We start from the raw sequence: 17,047 nt of genomic DNA, 5'->3' as shown, positions 1-17,047 counted from the left end.
AAATGCCTAAAACTAATTCGGCTCAGGGATATAAGGGAACGCGAAAACGGACTTATCTATTATTGGTAACAACGGCTTTAGATTTATTTGAAAAAGGGGCAATGCCTTCCGTTTCTGAGCTAGCACTTGAAGCGGGGGTTTCCCGTGCAACCGCTTATCGGTATTTTCCCACTCAAAGTGATTTAATCACGGCAACTGTTAATGAAAGCTTAGGGCCCATTTTAACATGGCGGCCTCAGAGTGAAAAAACGGAAGAGCGTATTGATGAACTGCTGACCTTCGCTTTTCCAAGAATGTTTGAGCATGAAGGCGCTTTAAGAGCTGCATTACAAGCCTCATTGCAGCAATGGGCACAAGGGCGTTCTGCTCCGCAAGAGGTAAAAAATAAGCAATTCGAACGGGGAAACCGCAAAGATATTTTAACAATGGTCACAGCACCGATGAAATCGGAATATCCGCAAGAAATTGTTGATAAGGTAATCAAAGCATTTTCCGTTATTTATGGCTCGGAGATTTTCTTAGTGCTAAAGGATATTTGGAAGATGGATAATGAGCAGGTCATTGAATTAGCACAATGGATGGCAAAAGCGATAATTAACCAAGCCATAACCGATAATGCTAAATGTCAAAATAAGGCTCTTTAAAGACAGATTGGGAGGCAGTAAAAATAAGGAAATCAAAAACTAATAATGGTAAAACCGCAGTGAATGATCACTATCATAATAAATAAATGAAAACTAAGGTCATCAGGCATTAATAATATGATATAAATTAAGACTATAAATAATCTTAACGGTTAATGTTGTATGATGAAATTATTTAATATGATAATTGGGATCGTTGTTTGCGCAGTGATTGGAGGGGGACTAACTTACCTTGGTGTCCCACTTGCACTGATGTTTGGCCCAATTATCGCTGTTATCATTTTTCATCGCTTTGGCATTTCTTTTGCTATACCAAAACACACAATTTCTTTTGTTCAAGTGACATTAGGTACCTCGGTTGGTTTGATGTTTAACCAGGTTTCGCTCAATGAGGCTGATAATTTATTCTTGCTGTTATTGATGTTAGTTGTGTGCCTAGCTGTGCAATTTTCCTTTAGTTTTTTTTGGTTTTACCGCAAGGTTGGCTGGACAAAACAAGAAGCTATGTTGGGGTCTGTACCAGGGGCAATGGCTGCCATTTTGGCCTTAACTGACCATACTCACACACCACCACAGAAGATTGTTATTTCCCATACTATTCGCCTTATTATATTAATTTTATTAGCTGGGATTGTGGTTGGGAGCGATGGCGATCCGCAACCGATTATCGAGTTTCCTTCATTAACGCTGGCTGCAACAATGTGGTTATTGCTCATTGTTGTTGTTGGGGTGATTACAGGCTTGATATTGCAGCGTTTTAGAGTTCCTGCACCTTATATGCTCACATCATTAGCCGCAGCAACATTAATACAAAGTTGGGTTGATATTCCATTAAACTTCCCATTAATGCTGACTGAACTGAGTATGGTATTAATTGGGATGAATATCGGTAATCACTTTGTGGTTTTTCCGCTTTCATCATTAATTAAAAATATTTACTCCTCTGCGCAAGTTGTCGTCATCAATATTATTTTGACATTCTTGATTACGGTATTTGCAGCATGGTTAACGGGGTATGATATTTCGGTATTATTACTTGCTTGGGCGCCAGGTAGTATGGAAGCGATGACTTTTGCTGCAATTACAATGAATTTGGATGCAGGATTTGTCATGTCGAATCATATTATCCGCATGGTGATTATTCAAAGCATTCCATCTGTTGTTTTATTTTGGCAAGAACGTAGGGCTAAAAAAATGCAATAAATGTGCTTAGTAGGAGAAGAAAACATGCACTTAAATCCTTGCATGTTTTCTCGACTTAGAGCATGGGGTTATTTTACGTAGGCGAAAAGGCCAAGTGAATCCCGTGCGAGTGACTGGCATTTAAACTCTTGTGTGAGTGGTATTCCCTTCAAGTCGTTATAACTTTCTTTATTTAGCTGAGTCATTTTTTCAGAGTTGTAGTTGCTCAAATCCCATTTATTGCTTTTCGCAAAGTACACGATAGCGCGTTCAATTTCTCTATCGGGAATTTGTGAGTACCCACAGTCATATTTTAGGTAAATAAAAACAGCCGTCAGATCAGCCAGATCTTCAGCTTCGTTAGGGGCAAGAGCTCTGGCAGAATTGGTTATCCCTAACAGAGTCATTATGCATGACATCATTAATATAAATTTGCGCATTCTTTATTCTATCGGGTTTCTATGTCAAGTAACGTTAGCATAAGAATAGAATTGTTAGTCAACTATATTTTTCTTAAATGAATGTAATAAACCCATAATTATTGAGTGGGTTTATTGACCTTCCTGTAAGGGGAGGCTTTATCATTTGTTTTATTAAACCATGTTTTGCAGAGAAAGGGTAATTTCCCTCAACATACTCTGCCAGTGATTATTGATTTGATAATAAAAGGAAGGTTATCAATGTTACGTCGCGATTTTTTAAAATTAAGTGCTATCACATATGCTGCAAGTGCGCTGCCTATTTGGAGCCGCATCGCAGTAGCGGCTGAAAACTATCCCACATTGGCAATTCCCCCGTTACTAGAGCCTGATGCTCAAGGGAATATTCAATTGGCGATCAAGCAAGGAACATCCCAATTTGTCCCTGGTAAGAAAACGACTACATGGGGGTATAACGGTGATTTGCTCGGCCCAGCAATCAGCTTAAAAAATGGCCAAAGTGTTAATATTAATATTGTGAATCAGCTCCCTGAAGATACCACTGTTCACTGGCACGGCTTAGAAATTTCAGGTGAACAAGATGGCGGCCCTCAAGCGATAATCCAACCTGGTGCCAGTCGTAACGTAAATTTTACGGTAAATCAAAGCGAAGCGACTTGTTGGTTCCATCCTCACACTCATGGAAAAACCGGATACCAAGTGGCGATGGGGCTGGCAGGCCTTGTGCTAATTCAAGATGATGACACGGCAAAACATGGTTTGCCGAACGCTTGGGGAGTTGATGATATTCCCGTTATTTTACAGGATAAACGCTTAAAAGATGATGGGCAAATCGATTACCAACTAGATGTGATGAGCACTGCGGTAGGTTGGTTTGGTGACTTAATGCTTACGAACGGGACAGTTTACCCGAAACACGTAGCACCAAAAGGTTGGATCCGCCTACGATTACTCAATGGCTGTAATGCCCGTAGCCTAAACATTTCAACGAGTGATGGTCGTAAAATGTATGTTATTGCCAGTGATGGCGGTTTACTCGCTGAGCCAGTTGGATTGACGGAATTACCGATTTTAATGGGAGAGCGTTTTGAGGTGCTAATTGATGCTTCAGATGGTCGTGCATTTGATTTAGTGACATTACCCGTAGGGCAAATGGGGATGACTATTGCACCATTTGACCAACCTCTACCTGTTTTACGTATCGAAACTACATTAACAAATGGTGAAGGTAAATTACCTTCAACTCTTGCTGCAATTTCTGCAATCCCTTCTTTAGCAGGATTAAATCGCCGCCGTTTCCACCTTATGATGGATATGCGTTTAGACATGCAAGGTATGATGATGCTGCGCGAAAAGTATGGTGCTCAAGCGATGGGGGACATGGGCGGTCATGGTGCGATGATGAGCAATATGGATCATGGCGCGATGATGAACAATGGCACCATGAACCATGGTAATATGAGTCAAGGTAATATGGGTAGTGGAAATATGCGAGGTGGCATGGGGAATGGCGGGCATTGCGGCACAGGGACTGGTGATTTAGATATCCATAACGCGAATACTATTAACGGGCAAGTGTTCTCAATGACACACCCAGCATTTGATGCGCCAATGAACCGCCAAGAAATATGGGTCGTTTCAGGGCGTGGTGACATGATGTTGCATCCATTCCATGTACACGGAACTCGATTCCGTATCCTGAAAGAAAATGGCCAGGCTGTTGAGCCGCATCGCCAAGGCTGGAAAGATATTGTTAAAGTTGAAGGGCAGGTGAGCGAAATTTTAGTGGAATTTAAACACCCTGCGACGAAAGAGCATCCGTATATGGCACATTGCCATTTATTAGAACATGAAGACACAGGAATGATGCTTGGTTTTACAGTGAGTTAACCAAATACTTTAGTTTTAGGACGAAATGCAGCATTAAATGTTATTGCTGCATTTTCCTTTATTAGTATCTACGCTTCGCCTATGGTAAAATTACGCGCTTTCCATTCCCATAGATGCGTAATTGAAGATGAAACATACCCTTGAAGTCATGATCTCTGAAGAAGAGATTGCTCAACGAATCAGCGAATTAGCTGAAAAAATCAGTGCTCATTATCAACCACTTGAAGGCGATTTAGTCCTTGTTGGTTTATTAAAAGGGTCATTCATTTTTATGGCAGATTTATGCCGTAAAATTAATGTTCCCCATGAAGTTGATTTTATGACTGTTTCAAGTTACGGCAATGCGATGACATCGAGCCGTGATGTTAAAATTGTCAAAGACTTGGACGAAGATATTCGTGATAAGCACGTTTTAATTGTTGAAGATATTATCGACTCTGGTAATACCTTAAATAAAGTTCGTGAGATTTTCGAATTACGCGGCCCTAAATCTGTCGCTATTTGCACATTGTTGGATAAACCATCACGCCGTGAAGTGGATGTTCCAGTTGAATGGATTGGTTACTCAATCGAAGATAAATTCGTTGTTGGTTATGGTATCGACTACGCACAACAGTACCGTCATTTGCCTTATATTGGCCATGTAACGTTACTCGAAGATTAATATTCTGGGCAATCCCATAAAAAAGGACAGCTTAGCTGTCCTTTTTGTTTTATGGCATACCAGTCATATTTTAGGGGGTATTAATGATGACATTGCTGCCCAAGATTTGCCCGTTAGTGTTTGATAGGCTAGGTGTTGTCACTGTAGTGACATTTCTTGAGTTAATTTTTCCATTATAGTTATTAATAGAATGCGTAGCTTTAGCGGTTAAGCCAAGGTCTGCATTCATTAAACCACTATAGTTGGAAATTGTATTTGCAGTTGCTTTCAGATTTCCTGCGCTTTTTATTTGAGCATAGTTGTTAATGATTTCATTACCCATTGTAATATTAATATCGGCTTCGCCAGAAGCAGGGAAGACAGCATTGGTTTGAATAATGCCAGAAGTATTATTCAATTGGGTACCTTGCATTTTGATACTGCCATTTTCAGCGATAATTCCACCATTTTGTTGTACTAAGCCAAGGTAGGTCGCATATCTGCTAAAGTTAGAGGAATTAGTATTAGAGACATACGTTGTATCCATCACAATATTATTATCAGCTTTAATCAACCCGTTTGTATTGTTTAGATACTCAGAGATAAAGTTAAGATTAAAACCTTTAATATAACCTGCAGTATTAACCAAATTATCGACACGGAATGTTGATTTACCATTTCCTGAGGCGATAACACCTGTGTTAGTTAATTTAGGCGTTGTAATATTTAACAGTTTATCGCTACTAATTACTGAGGTACTGTCATTTTGTATTGCATTTCGTGCGGTAATATCCATACGACCAGTTTCAGCCTTAAGAACGGAAGCACTATTATTTAAATTGTCAGTATCAATGATAACTCGACGATTAGCACTCACAGTACTAGACTTACCAATGCTTAAATTAGAACCCGTGTAGGTAAAGTCTCTGCCTGCGCTAACATTTGCTTTTTCAATAGTCGCTGATGCAGCATTTATATTAATATCGCCTGCAGCAATAACTGTATCTGCACCCCATTTACTGTAATATCCACTCCAATGAATGAAACTTTTTGCTAAATTAAAATCAATATTACCAGTGATTGATTTAACTAAGCTTCCACTACCGTAAAAGCTATCAAGGGAATTAATACTGACATTTTTGTAAGCGCTAATTAATGCACTAGGATGATTTACCATTTGGCCATTAGATGTTATATCAACATTGCCGGCACTAGATGTAATGGAATTTTTATTATTAAATACAATGTTGCTAGTCGATGTTATATTAATGTCACCGACAGATTGGATCACTGCGGTATTGTAAATAGAATCCGAATTAACGGTTAATCCCGTACTTCCTGCATTAATTAAACCATTGTTATTAAGTAAATAACCTGAACCGACTGAATTAATATTGATTTTATCAGCATTTAATTTCCCATTAGCTCCAATGGTCACCCCTTTACTAGAGATATTGGTATTAGTCAGTGTAGATAACTCATTACCATTTGCATCAAATAAGTTATTACCTGTAGCGATATTTAACTCTTTTGCATTAACATCACCATTAATAAGTACTGAGCGAGCAATAAAATCAATTGCATCAGCTGAGGATATTGCTTTATTTATAGTGACTTGTCCTTTAGTAACATTATAGCCAATTAAATTACCAGCAACGACTAATGGTGTACCGGTGACAAATGCCCCACGTTCTGCGTTAATAAAGCCACAACTATTACAGGTAATACCTGATGCATTAGCCACAATGACTTGAGCCGCATTACCTGCAACTTCCATCATACCATTAATGGTACTGATGCTATTACCGACAACTTCATTAAGAATAATTTGAGCTTCTTTTCCTGCTGTTATATTGTCATTACCATTAATATTGCCAGCTAACTGAGTTGTGGTTAATGAACTACTATTATTAAAGATGACTCCTTTATCTTTCACATTGAAGCTTTGATAAGTATTATGTGAAATACCTTTATCAGTAGGCTTTTTGATGTGAATAATATTTAGACCATCAGGTCTATAAATGATACCAGTACCATCAACACTATAGGTTTCGTTTGAATCATAGGTTAAAACTGAAGGGGTATAAAGTTCAGTAACACCTAGTGACGATAGTTTTCCATAGTAATTATTAATGGAACCTGTCGATTTAATGATTAATTTATTGCCAGAGTTAATTTTACCCCAGTAATTATTGAGTGATTTAGTGTTGATAGCAATATTATTATCGCTGGTTAGTTCACCATAAGTATTATTAAAATCACCCGTTAAATTAAACTCCATACCACCCAAAGGTACAGCTCTATCTTGGGCTGCGCTTTTGAATAACCCGTAATTATTATATAGGTAATGACCTGTAACGGTAATGCCACCATTTAAGGTTTCAATACCACCCACTTTATTGATTAACCCAAATTTACTGGAAACTCGGCTAAAATTACTTGAATTATAATTATTTAGTTGATGAGTATTTAACGCCATATTGTTATATGAACGAATATATCCACCGTTATTGTTTAAATAGTTAGCATTGATATCAAGTGTTTTTGCATCAATAAAACCTTGGTCATTATAGATAAAATCAGACGTAATGCTCAGTTTATCGCCAGCAATGAAACCGCCTTTATTATCAATATCTTTAACATTAATGTTGGACTCGTAGGTTGGCGTTGGAACCGTATTTGGTACATTAGTTGGGGAAATGATTTTACCTGCATTAGTGAGCCTTGCAGATGTAATATTTAATCCACGACCACTACTGATGACTGAGTTTGCGTCATTAGTAATATAATTAGTGACATTTAAATCAGATTTAGCATTAGTGGCAGTAATCGATGATGATTTATTTGTTAGACTATTCGCATCAATGCTCATTCTACGTTTAGCCGTGATAACAGAGTTAGTATTTTCTATAGAGGATACAGTGTTTAAAATGACATCTCTGCCTGCATCAATTTTAGCATTTTCACTAATAATTCTATCTGCGGTAATATTAATATCTCTACCAGCAATAATTCTATCTTCAGGTCTGACACTTGAATATTCACGCCACTGATAAATTGTACCTCTAGCGTCAATATTGACATCACCTGTCTCGGCTTTGATTAAACCGCCACCATTTTGAATCTCATTGGTTTTAATATTAATATTATTTTTAGCTTGGATGCTCCCACCGTTACGGTTTAAAACAGTATTATTGGTGCGTAAATTAATATCACCTGAGGTTGAAATAAGTTTGCCTTTATCGTTATCAAAGGTTACATATCCAGAATTAGTTTCATTCGTCAGAATATTAAGATCATTTTTAGCACTGACTAACCCTTTGTTATGAAAAGTGTTTACGTTTAAGTTAATATCACCAGAAGACTCTATTTTGTTACTCTCATTAGAGAAAACCCATGCAGATTTAGCCGATAAGCCTTTATCACCCGCTGATATAATCCCCTTATTTTTTACACCGACTCCATTTTCAGTAGAGATTAAGGTGATTTTATCAGCGTACATACCACCTAACGCAGAAACATCAATACCCACAGAAGGTCTACTACCTGTAGCTGCAACAGTAGAGACAACATCACCGTTAGTATCGACAAAGTTATGTCCAGTGACGACTTTGAGCTCTTTTGCTTTTAGTTGGCCGTTAATCACCGCTGAACGCGCGATAATTTCAGTAGGGGAATCAGAAGTTAAACCTTTATTAACGATAATTTGCCCTTTGGCTACGTTATAGCCAAGCAATTCTCCGTTAGTCACAATAGGTTTACCCGTTGTGAGTGTGGTACTTTCGGTATTAATAAATCCACAACTATTACAAGTAATTCCAGATGCGTTAGCAACAATCACTTGTGCTTTTTTACCTGCAACTTCAACCATACCGTTTAAGTTTGTTGCATTATTGGAGTTGACTTCGTTAATAATAACGGAGGCTTCACCACCTGATAAATTAAGGTTGCCGTTAATCATTCCACCCAATTGGGTATTAACATTATCCTTGCTATTATTTAGAATAACCCCTTTATTATCAACATCAAACTTACTGTATATATTGTGAGAAACACCTTTATCGCTGGCTTTATTAATATGGACGATCGTTGGACCATTACTGTTATTCATGACGCCGGCACCATTGGTATTAATTATTTCTGCTTGAGCGACAGAAGTAATACCTAAAATGGCGGAAACACATAAAACAATCGGTTTTAGCTTTAACGTGGGTGTATAGGACCCAATTTGAATAGGCTGACTCATAGAAATATCCCTAAATATGATTTGAGATTAATATTTGTAAAATAATGATATTTTATTATGACCAATAAATTATGAGTGAAAATAAAAATAAGTATATTTAAAAATACTTAATTGAGATTGTGGTTTTTTTATGAAACAAAATGTTGGGGATTTAATAAAAGCAGGTTAAAGTGTATATTTAATGATTAATTCTTTTATTATCAATTGATAATGTTTACTCTGCGGCGGGGTGAGTATGTGTTATTACTTATGCTTGTATACTTACTTATTTACTCTTAATTATTGTTAATGTTAAATTTTGTTTTATATTTTTATTTGTTTCTTTTATTTATATTTTTATTTATTTTTTATTACTCTGAATTAGGATGTTTGTAATTAAAAGCCCTCATAAGAGAGCTTTCAATTTGTAACTTTATTTATTTTTTTGTGTTAATGTTGCAATAGATTCCCTATAACAAAGTTCGAGTTTTTCTCTGCTATCTGCAGTAATATGCAAATCTTGTAAACGGCCATTATTAATACCGTAGACCCAACCGTGGATCATCACTTTTTGGCCACGCTTCCACGCTGATTGCATAATTGTAGAATGTCCTAAGTTATAAACTTGTTCAACAACATTTAATTCACATAAACGGTCTAAGCGTTCACAAGGTTTGAGTTCGCCTAACATTGAGCTATGCCTATACCATATGTCACGTATGTGAAGTAACCAGTTATTAATTAAACCAAGTTCGGTATTATCAACAGCCGCTTCAATACCACCACAGCCGTAATGGCCACAAATGATGATATGTTCAACTTGCAGAACATCGACAGCATATTGAATGACGGATAAGCAGTTAAGGTCGGTATGGATAACTAAGTTTGCAACATTACGGTGAACGAATAGATCACCAGGCGCTGCATTGATCAATTTTTCAGCAGGAACTCGACTGTCTGAACAGCCAATCCATAGGAATCTTGGCTTTTGTGCTTTTGATAATTCTTTAAAGAATTCAGGATCTTGTTCTTTTACAGAGGCTGACCATGCTTCATTATTAGCAAACAGCTCTTCGATTTTTCTCATCATGACTTATAGCCTAGTTGTGTTACTGTGCGATAAAATCTTATACAACATTTATTGATTAATTAATAATTAGTTATACTAATTACAACATTGGTATAATGAACCACTCATTTAGACAAGACAACCCTCAATTAGTAACATATTGAATTATCTTATATAAATCTATTATCTCTTTTCTGCATAACATAGAGCAGAAAAAAGTGGCATCATAAGAGTATATTGCCTCCAAACCGTCCTAAGAATAAAGGGTTTTTTTATATATGACGTATGCACTTGAGTTATCGCAGTTAACAAAAACCTATTCAGGTGGCGTTAAGGCTCTGCGAGGAATCGACTTATATGTTGAAGATGGTGACTTTTATGCTTTGCTTGGGCCTAATGGCGCAGGCAAATCAACAACTATCGGTATTATCAGCTCATTAGTAAATAAAACTAGCGGCTCAGTTAAAGTATTTGGCTATGACTTAGAAAAACAAGTTGTACTTGCGAAGCAGCAACTCGGGTTGGTCCCTCAAGAATTTAACTTCAACCCATTTGAGACCGTTTTGCAGATTGTCCTAAACCAAGCGGGTTATTATGGTGTCCCGCGTTCTGTTGCCATCCAACGTGCTGAACAATATTTGACGCAACTGGATTTGTGGGAGAAACGTGATGAACGCGCTCGTAATTTATCAGGCGGGATGAAACGCCGATTAATGATCGCTCGAGCGTTAATGCATCAACCAAAGTTATTAATTTTGGACGAACCTACTGCGGGTGTTGATATTGAATTACGCCGTTCTATGTGGTCTTTTTTAAAGAATTTGAATGCACAAGGCACAACAATTATTTTAACAACGCACTATTTAGAAGAAGCAGAAATGCTGTGTCGTAATATTGGTATCATTCAACACGGTGAACTTGTTGAAAATACCAGTATGAAACAGTTGTTGAGCAAATTAGAGTCAGAGACCTTTATTTTTGATTTAATGCCAAAAAGTCCTATACCACAATTATTAGGGTATGAATCTCGTTTGGTAGACACATCAACGATTGAAGTGGATGTAAAGAGAGAGCAGGGGCTAAATAGTGTCTTTAGTCAATTTAGCGAACAAGGTATCCAAATTTTAAGTATGCGTAATAAGGCAAATCGTTTGGAAGAATTATTTGTTAGTTTAGTCAAAAAAGAAAGTAATGCGACCGAAAAGGAGATAACAAGATGATCTCATTATACTGGGTTGCATTAAAAACTATTTGGATAAAAGAAGTCACTCGGTTTGGCCGTATTTGGATACAAACATTATTACCACCCGTGATCACCATGTCGCTGTATTTTGTGATTTTTGGTAATTTAATTGGTTCACGAATTGGTGATATGGGAGGGGTAGATTATATGCAATTTATCGTTCCTGGTCTGATTATGATGGCTGTTATTACCAATTCATATTCGAATGTTTGTTCATCATTTTTTGGTTCAAAATTCCAAAAAAATATTGAAGAATTACTTGTTGCGCCTGTTCCAACGCATATTATTATCGCTGGTTTTGTTGGTGGTGGTGTTGCGAGAGGAATTTTAGTTGGTTTCCTCGTCACATTGGTTTCTTTGTTTTTTATTCCACTACAAGTGCATTCATGGATTATGGTCGTGGTGACACTATTGCTCACAGCGATTGTGTTTTCACTTGCTGGGCTATTAAATGCGATTTTTGCAAAAACATTTGATGATATTAGTATTGTACCAACGTTTGTACTAACACCCTTAACTTACTTGGGTGGGGTATTTTATTCCTTATCGTTATTGCCTCCATTCTGGCAAGCCGTGTCAAAGTTAAACCCCATCGTTTATATGATTAGCGGGTTTAGGTATGGTTTTCTTGGTATTGCAGATGTGTCAATTGCAATTACACTTGGAGTACTAATGATTTTCTTAGTCGTTTTCTATTTACTGACCTGGTATTTAATTGAGCAGGGTAGAGGGCTTAGAAGCTAAGAATGGACGATTGAATTCTGTATGAAAAAGCTGCTTTTGCTATGCAATATAGCAAAAGCAGCTTTTTATATTTAAATAACATAATTATCAGTTAGTTAAATATGTAAGTTACGGGCTAAGCCACTTGTACAGGGACTGCTTTTGCAATTCGGCTCATCACATTATTTTCATCAAAGTAAGCGACGTTTGGCTTGTGAGTGCGAGCATCTTCATCACTCATATTCACATATGAACAGATGATCAGCTTATCACCCACCGCAGCACGACGAGCAGCAGCGCCATTAACGGAAATGATACGCGAGCCTCTTTCCCCCGAAATAGCATAAGTTGAAAAGCGTTCACCATTATCAACGTTATAAATATCAATGGCTTCGTATTCAAGGATACCCGCAGCGTCCATAAAGTCTTGGTCGATAGCACAAGAACCCTCGTAGTGGAGGTCAGCCTGAGTGACAGTGACTCGGTGGAGTTTGCCTTGTAACATTTTTCTTAACATTTTTTTCTTCTTCGTCCTTCAAACTGCAGCGTTGTTGGCTACGTGCATTCGCCCTAGTCACATACTTATGTATGTTCCCAGGAACTCACTTACTTGCCGCCTAGCTGCAATCTGAATGACTTTGAAGAAATTCATTGTGCCTTCAAACTGCAGCGTTGTTGGCTACGTGCATTCGCCCTAGTCACATACTTATGTATGTTCCCAGGAACTCACTTACTTGCCGCCTAGCTGCAATCTGAATGACTTTGAAGAAATCATCATGCCTTCAAACTGCAGCGTTGTTGGCTACGTGCAATGTAAGTCGTAACTGGATTATCAACGCAGCAAGATGGTTGCTGTGAAAGTATTATAAGTCTTATTGTTTTATTTAATATCGCGTTTCAGGTCAACTTGTAAATTGTCAATTAAACGGGTTTGACCTAACCATGCAGCCATTAAAATTACAGCACGTTTGCTTGCATCACTAAGTGGCAATAATGTTTCTGCGTCACGAATAAACAGCTCGTCAGGGGTAAAACCTGCTTCACGTAAGCTGTTATTCATGTCGGCAATAATATCGTCAGATGAACTTGGCTCAATTACTAATTTTTCTCCCGCTTGTTGCATAATTTGATACAGCATAGGTGCGGTTTTTAGCTCATCGGCAGATAAATTGTTATTACGAGAGCTCAGTGCTAGACCATTTTTGGCTCTCACTGTTGGGACACTGATAATTTGGGTATCAAAAGATAAGTCATTAACTAATTTACGAATTAATTGCAGTTGTTGATAGTCTTTTTCACCAAATAAGGCAATTTCAGGCTGAACGAGGTTAAACAGCTTTGTGATAACTGTAGCTACGCCCTTAAAATGCCCAGGGCGGCTTGCACCTTCTAACATCGTTGATAACTCAGGCACTTCAACAAAAGTCTGTTTTTCCATACCGTCAGGGTAGAATTCTTGCGAAGAGGGTGCAAAAATTAAATTTACGCCCTTACGTTTGAGTTTTTCACAGTCTTCTTGCAGTGTGCGAGGGTAATTTGCGAGGTCTGATTGTCTATCAAATTGCATTGGGTTAACAAAAATACTCGCAATAACAATATCAGCTTGCTGTTTGGCTTGGTCAATCAGCGTTAAGTGACCATCATGCAAATTTCCCATCGTTGGGACAAGTGCGATGCGTTTGCCTTCTTGTTTCCAACGGCGAATTTCGCGGCGAAGTATCAGTGCCGTTTCAACGATAAGCATACAAGTCGTCCTTATATATGAGTCAATTAAGAAAATGAATGTGCTTCAGCTGGGTAAATGCCTGCTTCCACTTCTTGAATATACAAGCGGATGGCATCATGCATGTTGCCTGCCTGCGCAAGGAAGTTTTTCGCAAATTTCGGTGGGCGAGCGGTAATCCCTAACGCATCATGCATCACCAAAATTTGCCCATCCGCTCCATTTCCTGCGCCAATACCAATAACGGGTAATAACAATTCTTCTGTGACGTGGTTAGCTAATGACGTTGGCACACATTCAAGCACTAACAGCTGTATCCCTGCATTTTCGAGGGCAATTGCATCTTTTACTAGCTGATTAGCTGTTACTTCGTCACGACCTTGTACTTTGTACCCACCCAGTACATTCACCGCTTGTGGTGTTAACCCTAAATGGCCACAAACAGGCACAGAACGTTCAGTTAGCATTTTGACCGTATCACATAACCAGCTACCACCTTCGATTTTAACCATGTTTGCTCCCGCCTGCATAAGAATAGCGGCATTAGCACAGGCTTGCTCTGGGGTAGCGTAGCTCATAAATGGCATGTCTGCGATGATAAAGGCGTCTGGTGCACCTTTGCGGACGCAGCGGGTATGGTAGGCAATTTGTTCGACAGTAACGGGTAATGTGCTGGTTTCACCTTGAATAGTCATACCTAACGAGTCACCAACCAGCATCACTTGGATCCCTTGCTCATAAAATAATTGAGCAAAGCTTGCATCGTAGGCGGTCATGGTAGCAAATTTGCGTTTGTCTTTTTTAAACTGACATAAATCAGCCAGAGAAATTGGTTTCATTATAATAACCTCCGGAAATGATCTCCCAACGACCACACCTCAGAAGAGGTTGATTATTTTAGGCGTTAATATCCCAAAATGTTAGGCCGTTACGCGGGACGTGTGTGAGTCTTTCAGACAGCAATTCACCATCTGGAAAAACAAGAGTAGGGGCAAGTTCGCTGAGTGGATACAACATAAATTCTCGCTCCTTCAGCCCATAGTGTGGAACCGTTAATCGTGGTGTATTAATAACACGGTTACCAAAAAGCATGATATCGAGATCGAGGGTTCTCGGCCCCCAGCGCTCGTCTTTGCGCACACGACCAAGGTCAAGCTCGATTTGTTGGGTATAGTTGAGTAGTGCTTCTGGCTCAAGTGTTGTTTCAAGGCATACAGCCAGATTTAAAAAATCTGGCTGATTTTGCGGGCCTAACGGCTTCGTGCGGTAAATAGATGATGTTGCAGTAACATGGCTATTAGGAATAGCGTCTAATGCTGCAATAGCTTGTTGTGCCTGTTTAAGAGGCTCACCAAGGTTACTTCCTACAGCAATATAGACTTGTTCCATAACGGGCTCTCTATTTATGACGATTTATTGGGTTTGCGTGCCCCTGCATGAGAGGAGCGTTGCGGGCGATGACGGCGGCGAGTTGGGGCATTGCCTAATTCTGAAATCATCTCACGCTGCTTACTGTTGTTAGCTTGCTGAAAATCTGCCCACCATAGTGCCAGTTCTTGTAGCTCATTACGATGTTCTACATTGGCTCTAAGCTCTAATAAATCAAAGGCGGCACGGAACTTTGGGTGCTCCATTAATTTATTGGCGCGTCGCCCTTGGCGGCGTGGTAAGCGTAATTGCAGTAACCAGATATCACGCATTGTTGTCGTGATACGTTTAGGGATGGCAATTGAACGACATTGCTCATCTAAAATATCATTCATCGCAAGGGCAAAGGCATCATAATAAGCGAGGCCACCTTCTTGGGACAGCTTCTCTGCATGTTCAGTAACGGGATACCATAACATGGCCGCAAATAAAAATGCAGGGTTGACACGCTTATCGTTTTTAAGCCTGAAGTCTGTGTTTTTCAAGACTTGCTCAATGATTTTTTCCATTGGCGAGTCATCAGTTTCACTAAAACGGCTCGAAATAACAGGGAATAGTTGCTCAAATAAACCAAATTTCTTGAGCATCTTGTACGTTGAATAACCTTGACCTGCTTGAAGTAATTTTAAGGACTCTTCAAATAATCTTGCAGAAGGAATTTCCCTTAATAATGGAGCAAGATGATAAATTGGGTCTGCGGTTTTTGGCTCAATAGTCATATCCAACTTACACGCAAAGCGTACTGCCCTGAGCATTCTAACAGGGTCTTCGCGGTAACGAGTTTCAGGGTCACCAATAAGACGAATAACACCCGCTTTAAGATCAGCCAATCCATTGACGTAGTCACGTAAAGTGAAATCATCAATGTTGTAATACAGACTATTAACGGTGAAATCGCGACGAATAGCGTCTTCTTCGATAGAACCAAAAATGTTATCGCGCAGCAACATGCCATTTTGTGCCTGTGATGACAAGTTCTTATCATCTGAGGCATTCTGGTCATGATGTCCGCGGAAAGTTGCAACTTCAATAATCTCAGGGCCAAACATAATATGCGCTAAGCGGAATCGGCGGCCAACAAGGCGGCAATTGCGAAATAGCTTACGGATTTGCTCTGGCGTTGCATTTGTTGTGATATCAAAGTCTTTTGGCTTTTGGCCTAATAATAAATCACGAACACCACCACCCACTAAGTAGGCTTCATAGCCACTTTTATTTAAACGATAGAGGACTTTCAGCGCATTATCGCTGATGTCACTGCGGGAAATAGAGTGTTCAGAACGCGGAATAACAGTAATGTTTTCGTTATTTTCGGTTGTCATTGTAGGGTGTTTCTCAGACGAAGAATCGGCACGTTGAGATTGACGAACCGTTTTTTTAATAGACGCTGTTTTTGGCGTTTGTTTAGCGTTCCGAGTACGAGGAGATGTCTGCTCCTTATCGGAATGAGTGACTGGCCTTTTACCGGCTGCCGAGGTATCTCGCTGAGTATGCGTGTGCTGCAAGGAATCTTCACTATTCGATGCAGTGGTATTACGAGATAAAATGTGACGGCAGAAATTTGCTACTCGGTTAAAAATAGTACACCTCGATGTGATTACCAATGTTCAATAAACAAAATAAGCGGCTAATCATAGCTCACAGAAGTTTCTTTGAGAATGGTTAAACGAATAAAAGTCACGTCTAATCATTTTTTTTATCAATAAAAATAGATTAAAAAACAAGCGACATTTTTCTTGGTTTCATCACTTATGGCGCAGAATACCTTATTTTAGTGGGTTTTTACCACAAAGACATTAAGCGCTATTTAAACCATAATCTGAAAAATACACTGTAA

The 17,047-nt window shown here is 38.8% G+C and carries 14 protein-coding genes; 6 read left to right on the top strand and 8 right to left on the bottom strand.

All coding sequences use genetic code 11. The features are described 5' to 3' along the window. The first annotated feature begins 2 nt into the window (after nucleotides 1-2). Together AABS66_RS16185 and AABS66_RS16180 are read left to right on the top strand one after the other, a co-directional pair. Nucleotides 3-644, top strand: a complete 642-nt coding sequence (locus AABS66_RS16185) for a TetR/AcrR family transcriptional regulator (RefSeq protein ID WP_272574245.1) — start codon at nucleotides 3-5, stop codon at nucleotides 642-644. A gap of 162 nt (nucleotides 645-806) precedes the next feature. Next, the gene (locus tag AABS66_RS16180) at nucleotides 807-1,847 is read left to right on the top strand and encodes an AbrB family transcriptional regulator (protein ID WP_206082967.1); all 1,041 of its coding nucleotides are present in this window, start codon (nucleotides 807-809) and stop codon (nucleotides 1,845-1,847) included. Nucleotides 1,848-1,915: 68 nt separating this feature from the next. Here the strand turns inward: AABS66_RS16180 and AABS66_RS16175 are convergent, their stop codons facing one another. Continuing rightward, on the bottom strand, nucleotides 1,916-2,266 hold the full coding sequence (locus tag AABS66_RS16175) for a YacC family pilotin-like protein (RefSeq protein WP_206082966.1): 351 nt from the start codon (nucleotides 2,264-2,266) through the stop codon (nucleotides 1,916-1,918). A gap of 240 nt (nucleotides 2,267-2,506) precedes the next feature. On the opposite strand from AABS66_RS16175, the gene cueO reads away from it, so the two are divergent. After that, nucleotides 2,507-4,156 (top strand): multicopper oxidase CueO, encoded by a 1,650-nt coding sequence (cueO, locus tag AABS66_RS16170; protein ID WP_430225174.1) that lies wholly within the window; start codon nucleotides 2,507-2,509, stop codon nucleotides 4,154-4,156. A 127-nt stretch (nucleotides 4,157-4,283) separates the two neighbouring features. Beyond that, nucleotides 4,284-4,820, top strand: coding sequence for a hypoxanthine phosphoribosyltransferase (gene hpt / locus AABS66_RS16165; protein ID WP_206082964.1), 537 nt, complete (start codon nucleotides 4,284-4,286; stop codon nucleotides 4,818-4,820). 70 nt (nucleotides 4,821-4,890) lie between these two features. Here hpt and AABS66_RS16160 read toward each other — a convergent pair whose 3' ends face one another. Continuing rightward, nucleotides 4,891-9,045 (bottom strand): filamentous hemagglutinin N-terminal domain-containing protein, encoded by a 4,155-nt coding sequence (locus tag AABS66_RS16160; RefSeq protein WP_430225173.1) that lies wholly within the window; start codon nucleotides 9,043-9,045, stop codon nucleotides 4,891-4,893. 412 nt (nucleotides 9,046-9,457) lie between these two features. Further along, complete coding sequence (gene can / locus AABS66_RS16155; RefSeq protein WP_206082962.1) at nucleotides 9,458-10,114, bottom strand: carbonate dehydratase; 657 nt, start codon at nucleotides 10,112-10,114, stop codon at nucleotides 9,458-9,460. Between the two features lie 257 nt (nucleotides 10,115-10,371). Between can and AABS66_RS16150 the strand changes: the two genes are divergently transcribed. Together AABS66_RS16150 and AABS66_RS16145 are read left to right on the top strand one after the other, a co-directional pair. Beyond that, nucleotides 10,372-11,313 carry an ABC transporter ATP-binding protein gene (locus tag AABS66_RS16150; RefSeq protein ID WP_206082961.1) on the top strand — a complete coding sequence of 314 codons (942 nt, stop codon included), beginning with the start codon at nucleotides 10,372-10,374 and terminating at the stop codon, nucleotides 11,311-11,313. Further along, the gene (locus tag AABS66_RS16145) at nucleotides 11,310-12,080 is read left to right on the top strand and encodes an ABC transporter permease (protein WP_206082960.1); all 771 of its coding nucleotides are present in this window, start codon (nucleotides 11,310-11,312) and stop codon (nucleotides 12,078-12,080) included. Before AABS66_RS16150 ends, AABS66_RS16145 begins: the two co-directional genes overlap by 4 nt. Before the next feature lie 115 nt (nucleotides 12,081-12,195). Here AABS66_RS16145 and panD read toward each other — a convergent pair whose 3' ends face one another. From panD to pcnB, 5 genes are all read right to left on the bottom strand, one after another. Next, nucleotides 12,196-12,576, bottom strand: coding sequence for an aspartate 1-decarboxylase (panD, locus tag AABS66_RS16140; RefSeq protein ID WP_206082959.1), 381 nt, complete (start codon nucleotides 12,574-12,576; stop codon nucleotides 12,196-12,198). A gap of 363 nt (nucleotides 12,577-12,939) precedes the next feature. After that, nucleotides 12,940-13,803 (bottom strand): pantoate--beta-alanine ligase, encoded by an 864-nt coding sequence (gene panC / locus AABS66_RS16135; RefSeq protein WP_272681760.1) that lies wholly within the window; start codon nucleotides 13,801-13,803, stop codon nucleotides 12,940-12,942. Nucleotides 13,804-13,829: 26 nt separating this feature from the next. After that, nucleotides 13,830-14,621 carry a 3-methyl-2-oxobutanoate hydroxymethyltransferase gene (gene panB / locus AABS66_RS16130; RefSeq protein WP_430225172.1) on the bottom strand — a complete coding sequence of 264 codons (792 nt, stop codon included), beginning with the start codon at nucleotides 14,619-14,621 and terminating at the stop codon, nucleotides 13,830-13,832. Between the two features lie 58 nt (nucleotides 14,622-14,679). Beyond that, nucleotides 14,680-15,171 (bottom strand): 2-amino-4-hydroxy-6-hydroxymethyldihydropteridine diphosphokinase, encoded by a 492-nt coding sequence (folK, locus tag AABS66_RS16125; protein ID WP_206082956.1) that lies wholly within the window; start codon nucleotides 15,169-15,171, stop codon nucleotides 14,680-14,682. Nucleotides 15,172-15,185: 14 nt separating this feature from the next. Continuing rightward, the gene (pcnB, locus tag AABS66_RS16120) at nucleotides 15,186-16,532 is read right to left on the bottom strand and encodes a polynucleotide adenylyltransferase PcnB (protein ID WP_241016797.1); all 1,347 of its coding nucleotides are present in this window, start codon (nucleotides 16,530-16,532) and stop codon (nucleotides 15,186-15,188) included. Nucleotides 16,533-17,047: the final 515 nt, after the last annotated feature.

This window comes from Providencia sp. SP181, from assembly GCF_050446505.1.
Classification (GTDB): Bacteria; Pseudomonadota; Gammaproteobacteria; order Enterobacterales; family Enterobacteriaceae; genus Providencia; species Providencia vermicola.
Note: the sequence above shows the minus strand (reverse complement) of the source record. Positions and strands in the feature narration are given on the sequence as shown.

Coding starts and splice junctions, on each gene's coding strand:
- AABS66_RS16185 (WP_272574245.1), top strand. CDS start 3: ATGCCTAAAACTAATTCGGCTCAGGGATATAAGGGAACGCGAAAACGG.
- AABS66_RS16180 (WP_206082967.1), top strand. CDS start 807: ATGATGAAATTATTTAATATGATAATTGGGATCGTTGTTTGCGCAGTG.
- AABS66_RS16175 (WP_206082966.1), bottom strand. CDS start 2,266: ATGCGCAAATTTATATTAATGATGTCATGCATAATGACTCTGTTAGGG.
- cueO (WP_430225174.1), top strand. CDS start 2,507: ATGTTACGTCGCGATTTTTTAAAATTAAGTGCTATCACATATGCTGCA.
- hpt (WP_206082964.1), top strand. CDS start 4,284: ATGAAACATACCCTTGAAGTCATGATCTCTGAAGAAGAGATTGCTCAA.
- AABS66_RS16160 (WP_430225173.1), bottom strand. CDS start 9,045: ATGAGTCAGCCTATTCAAATTGGGTCCTATACACCCACGTTAAAGCTA.
- can (WP_206082962.1), bottom strand. CDS start 10,114: ATGATGAGAAAAATCGAAGAGCTGTTTGCTAATAATGAAGCATGGTCA.
- AABS66_RS16150 (WP_206082961.1), top strand. CDS start 10,372: ATGACGTATGCACTTGAGTTATCGCAGTTAACAAAAACCTATTCAGGT.
- AABS66_RS16145 (WP_206082960.1), top strand. CDS start 11,310: ATGATCTCATTATACTGGGTTGCATTAAAAACTATTTGGATAAAAGAA.
- panD (WP_206082959.1), bottom strand. CDS start 12,576: ATGTTAAGAAAAATGTTACAAGGCAAACTCCACCGAGTCACTGTCACT.
- panC (WP_272681760.1), bottom strand. CDS start 13,803: ATGCTTATCGTTGAAACGGCACTGATACTTCGCCGCGAAATTCGCCGT.
- panB (WP_430225172.1), bottom strand. CDS start 14,621: ATGAAACCAATTTCTCTGGCTGATTTATGTCAGTTTAAAAAAGACAAA.
- folK (WP_206082956.1), bottom strand. CDS start 15,171: ATGGAACAAGTCTATATTGCTGTAGGAAGTAACCTTGGTGAGCCTCTT.
- pcnB (WP_241016797.1), bottom strand. CDS start 16,532: ATGACAACCGAAAATAACGAAAACATTACTGTTATTCCGCGTTCTGAA.